Annotated in this window: 20 protein-coding genes and 1 riboswitch; of the genes, 6 read left to right on the plus strand and 14 right to left on the minus strand. The window is 70.1% G+C overall.

The features are described 5' to 3' along the window. Position 1: 1 nt before the first annotated feature. The 4 genes from OG447_RS08030 to OG447_RS08045 form a co-directional block, all read right to left on the minus strand. Positions 2-274, minus strand: a complete 273-nt coding sequence (locus OG447_RS08030) for a hypothetical protein (protein WP_266935773.1) — start codon at positions 272-274, stop codon at positions 2-4. A gap of 50 nt (positions 275-324) precedes the next feature. Continuing rightward, positions 325-591: a hypothetical protein gene (locus OG447_RS08035; RefSeq protein ID WP_266935774.1), complete on the minus strand. Its 267-nt coding sequence runs from the start codon at positions 589-591 to the stop codon at positions 325-327. Positions 592-686: 95 nt separating this feature from the next. Continuing rightward, a complete protein-coding gene (locus OG447_RS08040) occupies positions 687-875 on the minus strand; it encodes a hypothetical protein (RefSeq protein WP_266935775.1) in 189 nt (62 codons plus the stop codon). A 5-nt stretch (positions 876-880) separates the two neighbouring features. Then, positions 881-1456 (minus strand): DUF5994 family protein, encoded by a 576-nt coding sequence (locus tag OG447_RS08045; RefSeq protein ID WP_266935776.1) that lies wholly within the window; start codon positions 1454-1456, stop codon positions 881-883. A gap of 292 nt (positions 1457-1748) precedes the next feature. Here OG447_RS08045 and OG447_RS08050 point away from each other — a divergent pair, with 292 nt between their 5' ends. Continuing rightward, complete coding sequence (locus OG447_RS08050; protein ID WP_266935777.1) at positions 1749-2249, plus strand: DUF5994 family protein; 501 nt, start codon at positions 1749-1751, stop codon at positions 2247-2249. Positions 2250-2529: 280 nt separating this feature from the next. Here the strand turns inward: OG447_RS08050 and OG447_RS08055 are convergent, their stop codons facing one another. Beyond that, the gene (locus OG447_RS08055; RefSeq protein ID WP_266935778.1) at positions 2530-4104 is read right to left on the minus strand and encodes a carboxylesterase/lipase family protein; all 1575 of its coding nucleotides are present in this window, start codon (positions 4102-4104) and stop codon (positions 2530-2532) included. A gap of 97 nt (positions 4105-4201) precedes the next feature. On the opposite strand from OG447_RS08055, the gene OG447_RS08060 reads away from it, so the two are divergent. After that, complete coding sequence (locus tag OG447_RS08060) at positions 4202-4774, plus strand: TetR/AcrR family transcriptional regulator (protein ID WP_266935779.1); 573 nt, start codon at positions 4202-4204, stop codon at positions 4772-4774. A 340-nt stretch (positions 4775-5114) separates the two neighbouring features. Here the strand turns inward: OG447_RS08060 and OG447_RS08065 are convergent, their stop codons facing one another. From OG447_RS08065 to OG447_RS08085, 5 genes are read right to left on the minus strand one after another with little or no spacing between them, the layout of a single operon-like run. Beyond that, complete coding sequence (locus OG447_RS08065; protein ID WP_266935780.1) at positions 5115-5675, minus strand: hypothetical protein; 561 nt, start codon at positions 5673-5675, stop codon at positions 5115-5117. Next, on the minus strand, positions 5672-6391 hold the full coding sequence (locus tag OG447_RS08070; RefSeq protein WP_266935781.1) for a (2Fe-2S)-binding protein: 720 nt from the start codon (positions 6389-6391) through the stop codon (positions 5672-5674). Before OG447_RS08070 ends, OG447_RS08065 begins: the two co-directional genes overlap by 4 nt. Then, positions 6385-7455, minus strand: coding sequence for an ABC transporter ATP-binding protein (locus tag OG447_RS08075; RefSeq protein ID WP_266935782.1), 1071 nt, complete (start codon positions 7453-7455; stop codon positions 6385-6387). The genes OG447_RS08070 and OG447_RS08075 overlap by 7 nt, the downstream gene beginning before the upstream one ends. Then, entirely contained in the window at positions 7452-8543 is a 1092-nt protein-coding gene (locus OG447_RS08080) for an iron ABC transporter permease (RefSeq protein WP_266935783.1), read from the minus strand. Before OG447_RS08080 ends, OG447_RS08075 begins: the two co-directional genes overlap by 4 nt. Positions 8544-8551: 8 nt before the next feature. Beyond that, positions 8552-9787, minus strand: a complete 1236-nt coding sequence (locus OG447_RS08085; RefSeq protein WP_266935784.1) for an ABC transporter substrate-binding protein — start codon at positions 9785-9787, stop codon at positions 8552-8554. Between the two features lie 230 nt (positions 9788-10017). Then, a riboswitch (cobalamin riboswitch) is annotated at positions 10018-10202 on the minus strand. 493 nt (positions 10203-10695) lie between these two features. Here OG447_RS08085 and OG447_RS08090 point away from each other — a divergent pair. The 4 genes from OG447_RS08090 to OG447_RS08105 all read left to right on the plus strand — a co-directional run bounded on the left by OG447_RS08090 (position 10696) and on the right by OG447_RS08105 (position 13009). Continuing rightward, a complete protein-coding gene (locus OG447_RS08090; protein WP_266935785.1) occupies positions 10696-10962 on the plus strand; it encodes a hypothetical protein in 267 nt (88 codons plus the stop codon). After that, positions 10959-11327 carry a hypothetical protein gene (locus OG447_RS08095; RefSeq protein ID WP_266935786.1) on the plus strand — a complete coding sequence of 123 codons (369 nt, stop codon included), beginning with the start codon at positions 10959-10961 and terminating at the stop codon, positions 11325-11327. Before OG447_RS08090 ends, OG447_RS08095 begins: the two co-directional genes overlap by 4 nt. Further along, positions 11324-11548 carry a hypothetical protein gene (locus OG447_RS08100; RefSeq protein WP_266935787.1) on the plus strand — a complete coding sequence of 75 codons (225 nt, stop codon included), beginning with the start codon at positions 11324-11326 and terminating at the stop codon, positions 11546-11548. Before OG447_RS08095 ends, OG447_RS08100 begins: the two co-directional genes overlap by 4 nt. Before the next feature lie 558 nt (positions 11549-12106). Further along, positions 12107-13009 carry a DUF6454 family protein gene (locus OG447_RS08105; protein ID WP_266935788.1) on the plus strand — a complete coding sequence of 301 codons (903 nt, stop codon included), beginning with the start codon at positions 12107-12109 and terminating at the stop codon, positions 13007-13009. A 49-nt stretch (positions 13010-13058) separates the two neighbouring features. On the opposite strand, the gene OG447_RS08110 is transcribed toward OG447_RS08105, so the two are convergent. From OG447_RS08110 to OG447_RS08125, 4 genes are all read right to left on the minus strand, one after another. Next, positions 13059-13646 carry a class I SAM-dependent methyltransferase gene (locus OG447_RS08110; RefSeq protein WP_266935789.1) on the minus strand — a complete coding sequence of 196 codons (588 nt, stop codon included), beginning with the start codon at positions 13644-13646 and terminating at the stop codon, positions 13059-13061. Positions 13647-13904: 258 nt separating this feature from the next. Continuing rightward, positions 13905-14228, minus strand: a complete 324-nt coding sequence (locus tag OG447_RS08115; RefSeq protein WP_266935790.1) for a hypothetical protein — start codon at positions 14226-14228, stop codon at positions 13905-13907. Next, positions 14225-14590, minus strand: a complete 366-nt coding sequence (locus tag OG447_RS08120) for a DUF6247 family protein (protein ID WP_266935791.1) — start codon at positions 14588-14590, stop codon at positions 14225-14227. The genes OG447_RS08115 and OG447_RS08120 overlap by 4 nt, the downstream gene beginning before the upstream one ends. A 33-nt stretch (positions 14591-14623) precedes the next feature. After that, positions 14624-14824, minus strand: a complete 201-nt coding sequence (locus OG447_RS08125; RefSeq protein ID WP_266935792.1) for a type II toxin-antitoxin system Phd/YefM family antitoxin — start codon at positions 14822-14824, stop codon at positions 14624-14626. Positions 14825-15688: the final 864 nt, after the last annotated feature.

Below are 15688 nucleotides of genomic sequence, written 5' to 3' on the forward strand. Positions count from 1 at the left end.
CTCAGCCGCGCTCTTCCTCCTCGGCCTCCATGCGCCGGATTCCCGCGTGGGTGAGGGTGACCATCGCGGGGGTGTTGCCCGGTTCCCAGTCGACGGTGATCAGGCCTTCGCCCGCCAGGTAGGTGCAGGCGGCGGCCAGATCCTGTTCCGGCACGTGGAGGTCGCGCCGCAGCTGTGCTCCGGTGATGCCGAGGAGTCGGTTGCCCTCGACGGCTTCGTACAGGACACGGAGCACCTGTTCGCGGTAGGTCTTGCGTTCGTGCAGTGTCGCCATGACCGCGTCCTCTCGTGTGCGGGAGTGGGCTCCGGGGCCCGTCGGGGCTCTCAGGTCTCGTCGGAGTGGGCGCCGGTGCCGGCGGACGTCCTGCTGGCGGCCAGCCAGGAGCGGGCGGGGCCGGCGGGTGTTGCCGTGTCCACGGTGAGGTGGAGGCGGGTGTTGCCGTCGAGGCCGGGATAGCTGCGCTGTTCCGTGCCCGCGAAGCAGTGGCGAAGCGCCTCCGCGACCGCTCGGGCGGCTTCGGGCGTGTGCGCGATGATCCGTATCTCGGCGTGTCCGAGCGACGGCAGCGTCTGGGTCTCGATGTACTTCACGTGGGCGTGTTCCCTTTCGGAGTGGGCGAGAAGCCGGCGGGGCGGGGCGCCGTGGCGCCCCGCCCGCTGCCCCCGGTCGGAGGAAGGTCTGTTCCTCACCGGTCGGCATCCGTGCGGTGGGCTCGACGACTGGTGTCGTCCGGCAGGCCGGGAGGTCTCGGCAGGGGGTCGCTGAAGTGGTGGGCCGCGATCCGTGCGTCGTGCTGGGCGTTGAGCAGGTGGATCAGGCGCATTCCGATGCCGATCGCGAGGACGATCACCGCGGTGAGGACGAGGGTCTCCACGGAGCTCACCTCCAGCCGTTTCCGGGCAGGGGGAGGGCGCTTCGTTCCATCGGGTTCCCGAAGGGGGACATGCAGGCCCCGCCTTCGCCCTCCCAGGTGGCTTCCCGGCGGCCGGCGTCGCGGATGCCGCGCCCGACGGCGGCTTCGTTGGCCATCAGGACGCCGGCGGTGAGGACGCTGCCGGGGATCGCGGCGGCGGCCATCAGGCGGGCCGCGGCGGCGGGCTCGGTCTCGGGCGGGATGACGAGGAGGTCCGAGCGCCCCACGGTGTAGGAGAGCAGGATGAGCTTGTCGGGGTCCTGTTCGGCGAACCAGCCCACGTGCAGCGTGCGCCCGTGCACGGCAACCGTGTGCGGTACGACGGGCCAGCGGGTCGGGTTCACGGTGACGCGGGTGACGCGCCCCCAGGGCTCCTCCAGGGCGGCGGCGAGCGGTGGGAGCTCGGCTTCGAGGTCGCGGGAGTAGGGCCACCAGGCCCCGTCCAGCTGGCTGGCGAGCGTGGTCTTCGGGGTGAGGGACAAGCGTGCCGGGAGCTCTGCGACGAGGTTGCGGGGCGCGGTCCGGTCGAGGTTCGTGGTCATGATGCGGACCTGCCCCCGGACTGCCCGTCGGCAGTCCGGTTTTTTGGCGATCGCCGGAAATGACACCCGCGTGAAAGCGGGTGCGCGAAGTACTTCCGGTGCTTTCACTGTACGCCTGTTCAATGGGCAATGACCGGTGTGACCAGGTATTTCCCGACGGAGGCGCTGTGGAGAGCGGCGGTGCGGGCGGCGGGAGTACCGTGAAACGACGGCGCGCTCGCGTACGTCGCAGCTCGGCGCCGGTGCCGACCTGCGACAGGAGCGGCCGCACCCCGTAGACGGGCGGACCCACATGGCTGACTCCGACACCCCCCACAGGCCCCCACTGCTCCTGCCGGATGCGATCCACCAGGCGGTCAAACCTGGCACGGCGCTGCTTCGGCTGGAGACCACGAGGTCCCGGGAGGGGCTCCTGGACGGCGCGTGGTGGCCCCGCACGCGCGACATCGAGACCGAGCTGCCCGCGCTGATCAGCACGTTGACCGAGCATCTCGGGCCCATCACCCGGGTCGGCGTGGACGCGTCCGCCTGGAACGGCCTCCCCACCCGCCTGGTCATCGACGACCAGGTCGTGCACCTCGACTCCGACCCGGTCGGCGACGACACCGTCCTCATCACCCGCGGCCACAACGACCACTTCGCCCTGCTGGTGGTTCCCCCGGACACCACAGCCGACGCCGCCCGCCAAGCGATGGCCCGCGCTGTCCGCGCCGACAACATCACCGAGGCCGCTCAGATCCTCATCGCCACCACACCCGAACCTGAGGACAGCGCCGCCGATGCGGCAGGCTGAACCCGAATCCTCAGCGGTCGAGCCGACAGCGCGGTGCCACCGTGGCGGGCGGATTCCTCTCGGATCACGCTGACACGCACAGCGACGGTCTGCATCATGTCGACTGCGAAGCGAGGCACACGGACGACGCCCCACGAGGGCACTTGTGGCACGCGAACGGCATGAGAGCCCAGAGAGATCTGGACAGCAAAAACAAGCCCCAGGTCTGCGACCTGGGGCTTTGTCATGGAGCGGATGACGGGAATCGAAGGTACCTCGGTCGGCGGGACGACGCTTGGCGTCAGCGGAGGTTCTTCCAGAACGCATGGTTGTGGTCCTTGGTGAACTCCGTGCGCTTCCACGGTCCCGAGGCCAGCGACTGCACGTAGCCGCCGCTGCGGAAGGTCGGCCAGTCTGTCTTCCCGGACTCGGCGAAGTCCACCCAGGTGTCCGTCATTCGCTTGGCGAGGCGTTCCTGCTTCTCGGTCAGCTTCTCGAACAGGGGCAGCTTGAGGTCGAAGAGGTAGGGCAGCTCCGACATGTGCGAGGCGCGGAGCTCGAAGCTGAGCTTCGGGTCGCCTGCCCATGAGGGCGTCTCGCGCTCGCTGAACTCGAACATCCGGGTCGGCGTCCACTGCGACAGCAGCCGGGCGGTGTCCAGCGTCGGAACCGACCAGGTGCGGTCGGTCAGGACCGTGGCCAGGGCCTCGCCGGCGGAGCTGAAGCGGCTCAGCGGGTAGCGGGCCAGTACCGCGTCGGCCTGGGCGCCGAACTCCTTGCGGATTTCGGGCTCGTACGCCTCGGGCGGCATGGGATCGCCCGCCAGCTCCTGGCCGAGGATCCGGCCGCGCTCCTCGTCGTGGTTGACCCCGATGAGGACCGGGACGCGGTTGAACTTGCCCGTGCGCAGCGCCTCGGCCGGGGCCAGTGGCATGAGGTCCGTACCGGCGATCGGGCGGGGTTCGTTCCAGGTCCCGTACGCCTTCATGAGCGTGGCCGCGTCCGTGCCGCGCAGGCAGGACTCCGCATCATTGCAGTCCTTGCCCTCCTTGGACTTCAGCTCCTTGAGCTTGGCGAGCGTGGCCTTGGCCTCGGCCTCGGCTTCCTCCCGGGTGCGGGAGCCACCCGTGGCGCAGGGCGCGCTCTGCACGATGGCGCGGTCGAACAGTCCGGCCGACTTCGGCGAGGCGAGGTGGCCGCAGACGCTGTACCCGCCGCCGGACTCACCCATGATCGTCACGTTGCCGGGATCGCCCCCGAAGGCGCCCGCGTTGGCACGGACCCAGCGCAGCGCGGCCTGCTGGTCCTCCAGGCCGAGGCCGCCGGAGGTCCCCAGCGCCGGGTCGGACAGGAAGCCCATGACACCGAGCCGGTAGTTGACCGACACGACGACGGCGCCCTCGGCGGCCAGCCGCTCGGGGCCGTAGAGGTCGCCGCTGCCGAACATCAGGCTGCCGCCGTGGATCCACACGATCACCGGCCGCTTGCCGGTCTGCTGTGCAGGGGTGGTGACGTTCAGGTACAGGCAGTCCTCGGACTCGCTGGGGACTCCGATGGGCAGCCCCTTCGGCTGCGCGCAGGGGGCTCCGGGTGCGGTCGCCTCACGCACCCCGGCCCAGGCGGCGGCGGGCTGCGGCGAGGCCCAGCGCAGGTCGCCCACCGGCGGGGCGGCGTACGGGATGCCCTGGAAGCTGCGCAGGCCGTCGCTGTCGGCGGTGCCACGCACGGTGCCGCCGGTGGTGCCGACGACCGTGCCGGTGGTGCTGCCTGCTGCCGCTCGCGCGGGGGTGGCCGGCCCGACGCCCATGCCCAGCCCCATGCCCAGCGTGAGGGCGGCGGCGACGAACCCCTTGGAAACGTACCTGGTTTGTCTCATGGCCCGAACGCTACGCAGGTTTGCACGATCGTGCAATACGTCTGTCTAACTCGATCGTATGAGTCGTTCGTGTCACACGGGCGCTAGGCTCGTGAGCATGGGAAACCGCGAAGCCCTGCTCATCGGCGCCAAAGCCTGCCTGCGGGAAAAGGGATACGACCGCACCTCTGTGCGTGACATCGCCACGGCCGCCGCAGTGAGCACGGCCGCCGTCGGCTACCACTACGGCTCACGCGAGGCACTGCTCAACCAGGCCCTGTTCGAGATCCTCGACGAGTGGGGCGACGCGATGGGCCGGGCGCTGGTCCCCGACGCCGACGGCTCCTCCAGAGCGCACTTCGAGCGCATCTGGGAGAGCCTGATCGAGGACTTCGGTGCGCACCCCGACCTCTGGCTCGCCTCGGTGGAACTGTTCATGCAGGCCCAGCGGCAGCAGGAGCTGCGCGCCGCTCTGGCCGGGGGCACCGCTCAGGGGCGGCGTGGCATGGCGGCCATCCTGGACGGCGTCCGCGAGGAGGAAGTGTCGGACGCCTCCGTCCGCACCCTCGGCGCCGTGCAGTTGGCGCTCGTGTCGGGTGTGATGCTCCAGTGCCTCAGCGACCCCTCCAGTGCCCCCACCGCTGCCGAGGTGCTCGAAGGCGTCCGGGCCCTGGCCGAGTTGGCGCGCTGACCATGACATACGACGAAGAAGGCCCAGGTCGCTGACCTGGGCCTTCTTACAAGAGCGGATGACGGGAATCGAACCCGCGCCATAAGCTTGGGAATCTATGCCGCGCAGGGTACCTAAGTGGTGTCTGACCTGCGAAAACTATCTGTTGGGCGATCTGTTCGGACGCTCCCCCCGTACCCGTGTTGACCGCTGTTCCCCGCTGGTAAGGGCACGGTCGGGGCACGCGCGCCGGCTTCGGCCGGACAGGGCCGTCCGGAGCTGCGGGGCGACGCCATCCTGCTGCCTGGTCCGGGGTGCGAGTTCATGCTTTCGCGGTCGCAAGCGGGAGCCGTCCCGCACGTCAGCCGCTGTGCCGGAAGCCCTTGCCGGTGCGGTCGAGGGGGTCGGGCGAGAGACCGAGGAAGCGGTCGCGGAGGGCGTCCCAGGCGGCGAGGCGGGTGAAGTCAGGGGCGTCGAGAATGTCCTGGCGGTCGGTGAGAAACGGGTTGGGCAGCAGGACGGTCATCATCTGCTCGTCGCGGCCGTTGAACAGGCGGGTTCCCCAGCTGACGGGGGCGCCGTCGGAGCCGAGGCTGCGGTAGAGCTCGGCGCGGGAGCAGCGGCGGATGCGGCCGAGTTCGGGGCCGGAGGCGGTGTGCTCGCCGATGCACAGGTGGAAGTGCCAGGCGCCGAAGTCGACGGTGGCGTACCCGTCGTTCATGGTGATGGCGGTGGGGGCGCAGGGGGCGCCGACCTCCCAGGCGGCGCCTTCGATGATGGGCCCGAAGTGGATGTGCTGCCAGTGGTCGGTGAAGACGGTGGTGACGAGGTCGAGGAGGGTGGCCTCGTCGACCGGGAGGGGCCAGACGTGCTGGGTGCCACCGCCGGGGGTCTCGATGACGGTCGGCTCGGTGGTGGTCATGAGGTCTTCTCCTTGGGGTTGAGGACGCAGTCGCCGCAGGTGCCCGCGCCCGGCACGCGGTAGTACAGGCAGCAGCTGCGGCGACGGAAGGCGAGCGGTCCGGCGGGGGTGGTGCGGCAGGTGCCGGCGCCCGCCAGTGGCGGGCGGTCCAGCAGTCCGCGGACGAGGGGGATTACGGGGAACGGGGTGAGCGGCTCCCTGGCGAGCAGGACGCGGTGGGCTCCGATCAGCGCGGATGCGGCGTTGCCGCGCAGGGTGTGCGGGGAGACGCCGGAGACGCGGCGTACGGCCTCGGCCCATGGGGTGAGGTTCTGGACGGCGACGGTGTGGTGCAAGGCCGGGAGCGGCTCCTGGCCCACCTCCCGCGGGTCGGGCAACCACAGGTCGAAGGGGCCGGAGGCGGGCAGGCGCCACCACAGGCGGTCGGGCCCCAGATCGGGTACGCGGCCCGTGAGCGTTGCGCAGGCCAGGGCGATCGACCAGAGCCGGGAGGCGGTGCCCAGGTGCAGGGTGGACGCGGCCACCCGGGGCTGGTCGGTGCCCAGCCGCCCGGCGACGACCCGTAGGCACTCCGCCAGCGCGTCCGAGTCGCCGTACAGCTCCGCCAGCCGCCGGAAACCGCCGCCCACAGGGCGGGCCCCGGTGGCCACGGCGAAGTACGGTCCGATGCCGGAGACCCGCGCCAGGACGCTGGGGGTGATGACCGCGGTCACCATGTCCGTACCGTCCGTGTCAGCTCGTGGAAGCTGCGGGTGTGGACGACCTGCCCGTCCGGACCGGTGAGGGTGAGCCGGTCCCCTCCGTCGCAGCTCACCCGTGTGGGCGCGTCCGGGTCGCCCGGGTCCGCGACGGCCAGTCCTTCCCGGGCCAGGGCCCGTTCGAGGAGCGGGAGCACATCGGGTGCCGCGTCCACCGCTACGGCGGCCCGCGCGGTGCGGCGCAGTCCGAAGCTGCCGGAGACCGGGTCGAAGGCGAGGTGGTCGGCGTCGAAGGCGGCGGCGACGGCGCCGCTGCGGATCAGGTCCTCGGGCGCTCCCGCGTGGACGCGGGAGCCGCGGTCGACGAGCCAGACGGCGTCGGCCACGCGCAGGGCCAGCTCCAGGTCGTGGGTGCTGACCACGACAGTGAGGCCCTTGTCCCGGGCGAGGTCGCGCAGCAGCACGGTGAGGGCCACGCGTGAGGGCACGTCGAGGAAGGCGGTCGGCTCGTCGAGGAGGACGACCTCGGGCTCCTGGGCGAGGGCTCGTGCGGTCAGGACGCGCTGGCGTTCGCCGTCGGAGAGTTCGGCGGCCGGCCGGTCCGCCAGATGTTCCGCGCCCACCGCCTTCAGCGACCAGTCGACGGCGGCGTGGTCCGCGGCCGTGAGGCGACCGGTGAAGCCGGTGTGCGGGTGGCGGCCGAGCCCGGCCAATTCCCGTACGGACAGCAGCCCGGGGTCCACCCGGTCGGTCAGGACGACGGCCAGCCGTCGGGCGAGAGAGGCCGGCGGCTGGTGCGCCAGGTCGGCCCCGCCGATGCGTATCCGGCCGTCGAGCGGCGGCAGGAGCCCGCACAGGGTCCGCAGCAGCGTGGACTTGCCCGCGCCGTTGGGCCCGAGCAGTACGGTCAGTTCGCCGGCCCGCGCCTCCAGGTCGAGCCCCGACAGCACGGCCCGGCCGGCTCCCCGTCGGCGCGGTGACCGGGTGCGGTAGCCGACGGCGAGCCCCTGGGTGGCCAGGCCGCCGGGGTGGTCCGGTCCGCCGGCCGTGTCCTTGACGGGTTCGGTCATGGTGTCGGTCACGAGGCCACTCCTTGTACGCCGCGGCGGCTGCGGATCAGGAACGCGATGACGACGGGCGCGCCGAACAGCGAGGTGATGGCGTTGAGCGGCAGTACGGAGTCCGTGCCGGGCGGCTGGCTCAGCAGCGCGCACGCCAGGGCGAGGAACGCTCCCGCGAGCATCGACGCCGGGATCAGCGCCCGGTGGTCCGAGGTCCCCAGCGCCACGCGCGTCAGATGCGGGACGGCCAGGCCCAGGAAGGCGACCGGGCCGCAGAACGCGGTCGCCGCGCCCGCGAGCAGCGAGGTGCCGAGCAGCGCCAGATCTCGGCTGCGGCGTACGTTCAGGCCCATGGTGCGGGCGTAGTCCTCTCCGAGCAGCAGGGCGTTGAGGCGTTTGGCGGTCAGCAGCGCGGTCAGCAGGCCCGCGCCGATGACGGGCAGCATGACCTGGAGGTCGGGCCAGGTCGTGGCGCTGAAGCTGCCCAGGCCCCACATGACGAACTGCTGGGCGCGCTCGGGCCGGGCGTAGACGAGCATCACTCCGACCACCGCGGTGGCCGCCGAGCCGATCATGACTCCGATGACGAGCAGGGTGACGGCCGACTGCACCCACCGCGAGAGGAGCAGGACAAGGGCCAGTACGGCGGCGGCGCCGAGCGAGGCGGCGAGGACGACGCCCAGGCGCCCCAGGCCGGCCAGGTTTCCGGTGAAGCTTCCGGCGACCCCGCCGGTGCCGACGACCACGGCGGCGACGCCCATGCTGGCGCCCGAACTCACCCCGAGGGAGAACGGATCGGCCAGCGCGTTGCGGAACAGCGTCTGCATCTGTACGCCGGCCACCGCGAGGGCGGCGCCGACGGCGGTGGCGGTCAGCGCGCGCGGCAGCCTGACCTGCTCGACGATCACCGTCCATCGCGGGTCGTCGGCGGTGCCGCCGAACAGGACCCGGACCACGTCCGCGACCGGCACCCGGTGGGAGCCGGTCGCGATGGTGAGAACGAACAGCGCGGCGGTACCGGCTGCGAGGGCGAAGACGACGGCGAGGCGCCGCCGCCCCGGCCGCAGCGCCCGCGGGGCGTCCGGGGCGGCGGTCGGCGCGGTTGCCATGTGGGTCGTCACGCCTTGGGCACCTGCGTGTAGAAGGTGAAGGTGTGGTCCTTCGCCTGGTCCGGGTGGACGAGCGCGAAGAGGTCGGCCAGGACCAGGTCGGGGCGCAGCACGCCGCGCTCGAAGTAGTCGTTGCCGCCGCCGGGGCCGAGCGCCTTCGTGTTCGTCCAGACCGCACCGCCGGTGAGGGCCTTCAACTGCCCGTACCGGCTGTCGGCCTTCACCGCGTCGGCGGTGGACTTCCACTTCTGGTCGGCGATCCAGACCGGGGCCTCGCCGCCCTTGGCGTACACGGCCTCGAAGTTCAGCTGGAGGTTGCCGGTACCCGCCTCACCGGCCCAGGGGTAGGTGCCGCCCGCGTCCTTGATCAGCTGGGCGGCGTAGCTGTCGCCGGCGGGCATGAACCAGGTGCCCTGGTGCATCGTGCCGGGCAGCACCTCGACGGGCTTGCCCGCCTTGACCGCCTGCGCGCCCTTCTCGGCGACCTTCCGGTAGTCGCCCTCGACGGTGTCGAACACCTCGCCCGCACGCTGTTCCGCACCCGTGAGCGCGGCCATCGCCTTGACCCACTCGGCGCGGCCGAGCGGACTGGACTCCAGCCACTCGGCGTTGGCGACCACGGCGATGCCGGCCTGACGCAGCTTCGGGTACTGCGGTTCGTCGGTGCCCTGGGTCATCAGGACATCCGGCTTGGCGCCGATGACGGTCTCGGCATTGAGGGTGCGGTCCGTGGCGTACTCGGTGACCTTGCCCGCCTTCACCCGTTCGATCACCTGCGCGGAGGAGATGTTCGCGGTGCTCGCGACACCCGTCAGGACGTCCAGGGTGCCGGTCTCGGTCAGCAGCGGCAGGTGGGTGGTGGACGCGGAGTACAGGCTCTTGACCGGAACCGTGACCTGCTGCGCGGACGCCAGTTCACCGGACAGTTCCGGCTTCGGCGCGCCGCACTTGACCAGCACGTACGACTCCGGCTTGCCCTTGGGGAAGGGCTCGTTGACGGTGAGGACCTGGTAGCTCTTCTCGTACCGGAGCGTGAAGTTCTTGGCGTGCTTCACCGTCGACTTGACCGGGAAGTAGTCCTTGGCCGGGTCGAAGTCCTTGATGCAGCCCTCGCCGGCGGCTTGGGCCTTGGCGTCGGCCGGTGGGCCGGAGTCACTGCCGCACGCGGTGAGCGTGAGGGCGACAGCGAGGAAGGCTGCCGCAGCGGCCTGACGGCGGCCGGGTGTAACGGATCGTACGGACACGGTGACTCCTGGTGGCATGCGTGGACAGCGCGCACCGGCACTCCGGGGCGCGCGTGATGCGGCGTACGGGAAGGGACCCGCTGAGGAAGGAGGTCGTCAGAACCTGAGGGAACGCGCCCGTGCGTCGAGCCGGGCAGGCCGGCCCCGCAGGGCCACGGGCAGCGCAGAGCTGCCGCCATGGGTACGCAGGCACACGGGTGCCACCGCCTCTCCTGGGGAAATCCGCCCCGTACATCGAGGTGCGACGGCGTGAGTCTCCTGACTCGGGATCAACGCTTCTCCGGCCTTCCCGCCCCCGGACGGGGCGGTGGCCATGGCGGAGTCGCTCCCCCTACACAGTGGCGGTACCGTGCCGGAATCTCACCGGCTTCCTCGTTCCGCCGTCGCTTGTCGGACGGAAGCATCGCAGAACCGGCCACGGCCACGCCAGACCCACAACTGTGCGACCAGCCACAGGAGGTGTCGCCTTGAGGTGACCCGCGGCAACGGGATGCGGCGCAGGAAGGCGGGCACGACGGCGCCCCCACGATGCCCTGCACGGGCCGAGCTGCCATCAGTGCGCTGGGCGGGGAGGAACGGAGGGACATGGCGAAGCCCGATGCGTTGAGACAAATGAGAAAGCCCCAGGTCGCTGACCTGGGGCTTTGTCGTGGAGCGGATGACGGGAAATCGAACCCGCGCTATAAGCTTGGGAGTCACCCGGTACTCAAGGCCTGCATAGCCTCTGACCTGCTGAGATGGTGGCCGGGGGTGGCGTGGGAGCGGCCCCGTCGGGCCCTCTGGTGACCGCTGCTTACCGCCTCTACTGGCACGTTGTGGCACGGCCGGCGGCTTCGCGCGGCTCCTGTCTGTCCTCCAGCGGGAGAGCCCCATAGTGTCAAGTCATGGTGACGGTTTATGCTCGGGTTGTGCGAGCCGCAAGTGAACCCCTGACCGACGACGAGAAGACCGACCTGGACCACGCCCTCAAGGCCGTCCGCCGGGCCGAGCAGGCCCTTGCGCGGGCGCAGGCGCACCTCAACCGCACGGTGGGCCGGATCGGCTCCGCCGACCGCTACGGGCAGAAAGCTGCGGTAGGCCGCCGCGTCGGCTGGTCCCGCCAGCACGTCACCACCCTTGCCAACGCCTACCGTGCGGGCGAACTTGACCAGGAGGAGAGGACCGAAGCCGCATGAGCACCGCGCCCCAGCCGTCCGCTGTCCCACAGCCGCCCGCCCAGCCCGAGGCGATCCGCGCCGCCCTCGCCCAGGTAGCCCCGCAGCTGCTCGCCGACTTCGACCGCGACCGCGCAGCCAGCACCGCCCGCGCGCGCACCGAGGTTTCCGCCATTCCGCTCCGCACCTTCACGGAGGCGTGGGCCGTTGAGGTGGCCATTGCCCGACACCCGGAGGCAGCCGCCCGACTCCACGTGCTTGAGGCCCGCGCCGGAGAGGTCACCGACCTTGGCGAGGCCCGTGACATCGCCGCCGAGATCAGCCGCATCCGCAACGCCGCCGCCGCCGAGGCCGGCCTCCGTACCGCTGGTGAGGCCGCCCGGTGACCGATGACCGTTGGGTGTGGGAGTACGCCTTCCACGCCGAGGACGAGGCGGGCTACCCGAAAATTGTGCGCGACGAAGTGAAGGCCGTCGCCGACCAGATCGTCGAACTGGCCAACCTCGGCATCGACCCGTCCGAACTCGGCGACCCCACCCCCGGTACGGCTCGCCGTCACACGCTCCCCTCCGGCGATGGTTCGAGACCCAGGCGCTCCCGCGGATGAGGCCGCGCCTCCTGGCCGTGGTCCTGGTCGTACCGCCGCCGCACCTGCTCTGACAGGCGAAGAGCAGATGGTGCGGGGGTCGTGCGCGGCGCCAGGAAGGCCTGGACAAAAAAGAAGGCCCAGGTCGCTGACCTGGGCCTCTCTCAAGAGCGGATGACGGGAATTGAACCCGCGCTATAAGCTTGGGAATCTATGATGCGCAGGGCATCCACATGGGCCATGACCTGCGAAAAGAGCCGACCGTAGGGCCTGCCGCAAGGGTCCGTCCGTACCCGTATTGACCGTTGTTCACCGCTCCGAAGGGCACGGATGGGGCACGGGTAGGGAACGAGTGTCGCGGACCGGAATTCCTCGCGGTGGCATGTGCGGCGCATCAGGCCGCACATGGTGCCCCGGGGGTGTTCCTTGCGGGTGGTAGAGGTAGTACCGGGGCGATGCACAGCAGCGCAGCCCCGCCGGTGATCAGCCATGGTCGTGCAGAACGCGGCTACGGAGCCACCCGAGCAGAGGCAGCCCGATCTGACCGTGACGCACCCGCGAACGCGTCGTTGACGGATCATGAGCCTTCCTTATGGTCCTTCTGTCGTTGGTGTCTGCGACGACTCGAATGAGGCTGTCATCGCGGCAGTCCGGCAGCTCACCCGGGGAACCGCCTGGAGCGTGATCAACCGGGTGCCGCTCGAGTTTCCTGCTCACCATCCTCAGGGAGTGGTCCGCGGCTCCGACCGCCGGCTGTACCTGTCGTCCGCGGAGATCATTGAGCCGACAAGGTTCTACGGCAGCCCCGTGGACGGTTTCGACCGAACCCCTGGCCAAGGCATTGGGCACTTGTTCGTCACCGATCCCGATGGTGGCGCGCTCGGTCATGTGACCGTAGGAGAGGATGCGGTCTACCACCCCGGGGGGATCGACTTCGACGGCGAATCCGTGTGGGTGCCGGCTGCGGAGTACCGGCCCCACTCGCGGTCCATCGTCTACCGGGTGGACCCGGACACCCTCGAAGTCCGTGAGGCGTTCCGCTTCGACGACCACATCGGCGGGGTCGTCCGTGACCGGCAGAGCGGCCTGCTGCATGCCGTGACCTGGGGCTCCAGGAGCCTCCTCACCTTCACGCCTGACGGCCGTCTCACCCACCGGGTCGACAACAAGAGCCACTTCGTCGACTACCAGACCTGCGTCAGCGTCGGCGGCGGTCACATGGTGTGCACCGGCATCGCCGAGTACCCGGTCCCTGGCGCCGGTGTTTTCAGCCTTGGTGGCATCGCGGTTGTCGATGTCGATTCCGGACGGATCGAGCACGAAGCACCGATGACCGAACTGTCGCCAGCTGGCCGGGTGGTCACGTACAACGCCGTTCACCTGGAGACCGACGGCAGCGTCCTGCGTATGTTCGCCGTACCGGACGACGGCGCATCAGCGGGCGACGCGCACCTGCTCACGCTGGAGACCACCCTGGCATGACCTAGCGGGTCTCCCCGACCAGCGACCGGCCGGGGAGCCCCGGCTGCCGTCAGACGCGGACTGCCAGAAAGTACCGCCCGCAGTACATCAACTCGCCGACCAGTTCCGCACGCAGACTCTCGGGCGTGAACCGGCGCCGGAAAATCGGATACGTGGTCTCGGCCACGGTCCTCAATTCGATCTTCTCCTCGTGAAGGTCGCCGTCACTTCGCAGGTCGATCACAACAAGCTCGCCTGCCGTTCGGCGCGCCTCCGCGAGGAACGCCGTGCGCTCGGCAGGTCGCAACAACCCGTAGAAGTTCGCGGTGACGATCCGGTCGAATGCACCGTCGACGAACGGCAGCGGAGGGAACAGCCCCTGCACCGGTTGTGCATGTGGCACTCGAGCACGGGTCAGTCCCAGCATTTCGGCGCTCTGGTCCAAGGCGATCACTGGGCCGCGCAGGAACTGGGTCCACACACCCGTCCCGCAGCCCACGTCCAGAGCCCGCCCCTCGGGCAGGGCAGCGAGCAGCTTCCCGATATCGGCCGTCTCCTGGTCCAGCCCCGCGTTCACCACGTCGTCGCCGCGATAGCTGGTCACGTCGTAGACCGGGGCACGATGACGGTAGTACTGCTCCCGCAGTGGATCACGCATGCCCCGACAGTTACCCCACTGCGAACATCGGGCAAACGACGGTCGCCGGCTGCCCGCAGGAACGGCCGAGAATGTGTCCGTATCAAGCGGGTGAGACCGGGTGGCCGCAGTCGGGGCGACTCGCTTCGGGATGCACGGCTCCCCTGGGCGGACGCCGCGCAGGGTGCGGGTCGGCCGACTGGCACTCGCAGTGACGGCCGCGCCGGGCGTCGCAGCACCCCGCAGGGAACGCGGGGCGTTGTCGTGCGTGGGGGTGGGTCAGGCCCAGAAGGCTTCTGTGACGACGACCTGCGGTTCGGCGTGGCGGCGGGTGAAGGTGTAGATCAGCCATCCGCGTCCGCCGGCGAGATCGGCGATGTGGGGGCCGCCGGGGTTGGTGGAGGCCAGCGGGCGGACGGCTATCCAGTGGGGAAGTCCTGCGTCGGCGTCGATGCCGCGAAAGTAGGGGTCTTCCACGGTGATCAGCTCGGCGCGGGCGGCGGTGACCAGGTCACGGCCTTCTGCGGGCATGTTTTGGAAGTCGTCCCACGCGTTTTTCGTCCAGTCCATTTGCCAGGGCGGCCGGGGCGGTTCGTCGGTCACCGGCCGGGCTTCCTGTCTGCCGCTTCGTGGCGCAGGCGGCTGTACTCCTCCAGCAGCGCCATGGATTCCTCGGGGTCCTCAGACTTCGCCGCACGGGCTTCGAGGTCTCGCATGTGGGCGTCGAGTTCGGGGTCACGGGCTATGGCGTACTGCGTCCACCACAGTCGCATGAAGGCCGGTAGCGGGGTGACGTTGAAGGTGTCCCCGATGGCGCGCTTCCAGTGGGCCTCAAAGTCGGGCAGAAGCTGTGGGGCGTGCTCCTGAATCGCGAGCCGGAGTGCCTGCGGAGTGCGCTCAGGCATTGGTGGAAGGTATCGGGGTTCCCCCTCGAACCCGTCGAAATGGATGGGCTGGGCGCTCATGTGCTGACTCCTGGAGTTGCTGGTGGCGGTGGATCAGGCGGCGGCGTCCTGTTGTTCATCTTCGGTCATCTGCTGCTGGCTGGTCATCTGCTCGTACCACTCGGCGGGGACCAGGTAGGCCAAGGGCTTCCCCTTCCGAGTGATGACGGCGTGCTCGCCAGCGAGGCGGGTCCTGTCGAGGATCTCGCCCATGCCCTTGCGAAGGTCGATGGTCGTGTACGTCTTCGTCTCCATGCCTCCCAACGTACATCAACTCTGATAGTTGTGGCATGTGCGACAGGTTGCATGCACCCTCCGGCGCTGACGAGACGTGCCGGCCGCATGAGGTCCGCGCTGAGGCAGGGCTTAGTGAAGTGCGGCCTGGTCATCACGCCGCGCGTCGGGCGACCGGAGAGGCGGGCGTCGCCTGCTACCGGGTCCATGCCAGCCAGCCAGCCAGCCAGTCGCGGGAGCGGTGCAGCTCATCCATCGGCACTCCACCGCGGGCATCGGCGCAAGCTCGCTGCGGACATCGACGCCGATGTGCGCCGTCGGTGCGCGAAGGCGGCGCAGAACAGTGGCGCGGTCGCCATGCGTGCGCTCGCCCCGAGCTCGCCGGTCGGGGCAGGGATGTGACTCGCTCCGATCACCGTTCTGGGACAGTCGAAAGCGTGGGCTTCCCAATGTGACGCAGCAGTAGGGCACTTATGGCACGCGAATGGCGCGAGACCCTCGAGAGGCCCGGGCAACGAAGAAGGCCCAGGTCGTTGACCTGGGCCTTCGTCAGAGAGCGGATGACGGGAATCGAACCCGCGCTATAAGCTTGGGAATCTATGGCGCGGAAATTGTTCGTATGGGTTCTGACCTGTGTAAATCATCCCTGCCGAGCGTCTTCTGGAGCCTCTGCCCGCTCCGGTTCTGACCGCTGTTGACCGCTCCTAAGGGCACGGTTGGGGCACACCCCCATGATGGTGGCCACGAGCGGGCCGAGTCGCCCGGAGTGCCTACGAGTCGGCGCCGCGGGTCGGCGGCTGTCGCCCCCGGATTGCTTCCGCAACCGGTCAGCCGCATGGGCTCGTCGACCGGGCCATGGGGTCCCAGCCTTCTTGGTCACCGAGT

Source organism: Streptomyces sp. NBC_01408, from assembly GCF_026340255.1.
GTDB lineage: Bacteria > Actinomycetota > Actinomycetes > Streptomycetales > Streptomycetaceae > Streptomyces.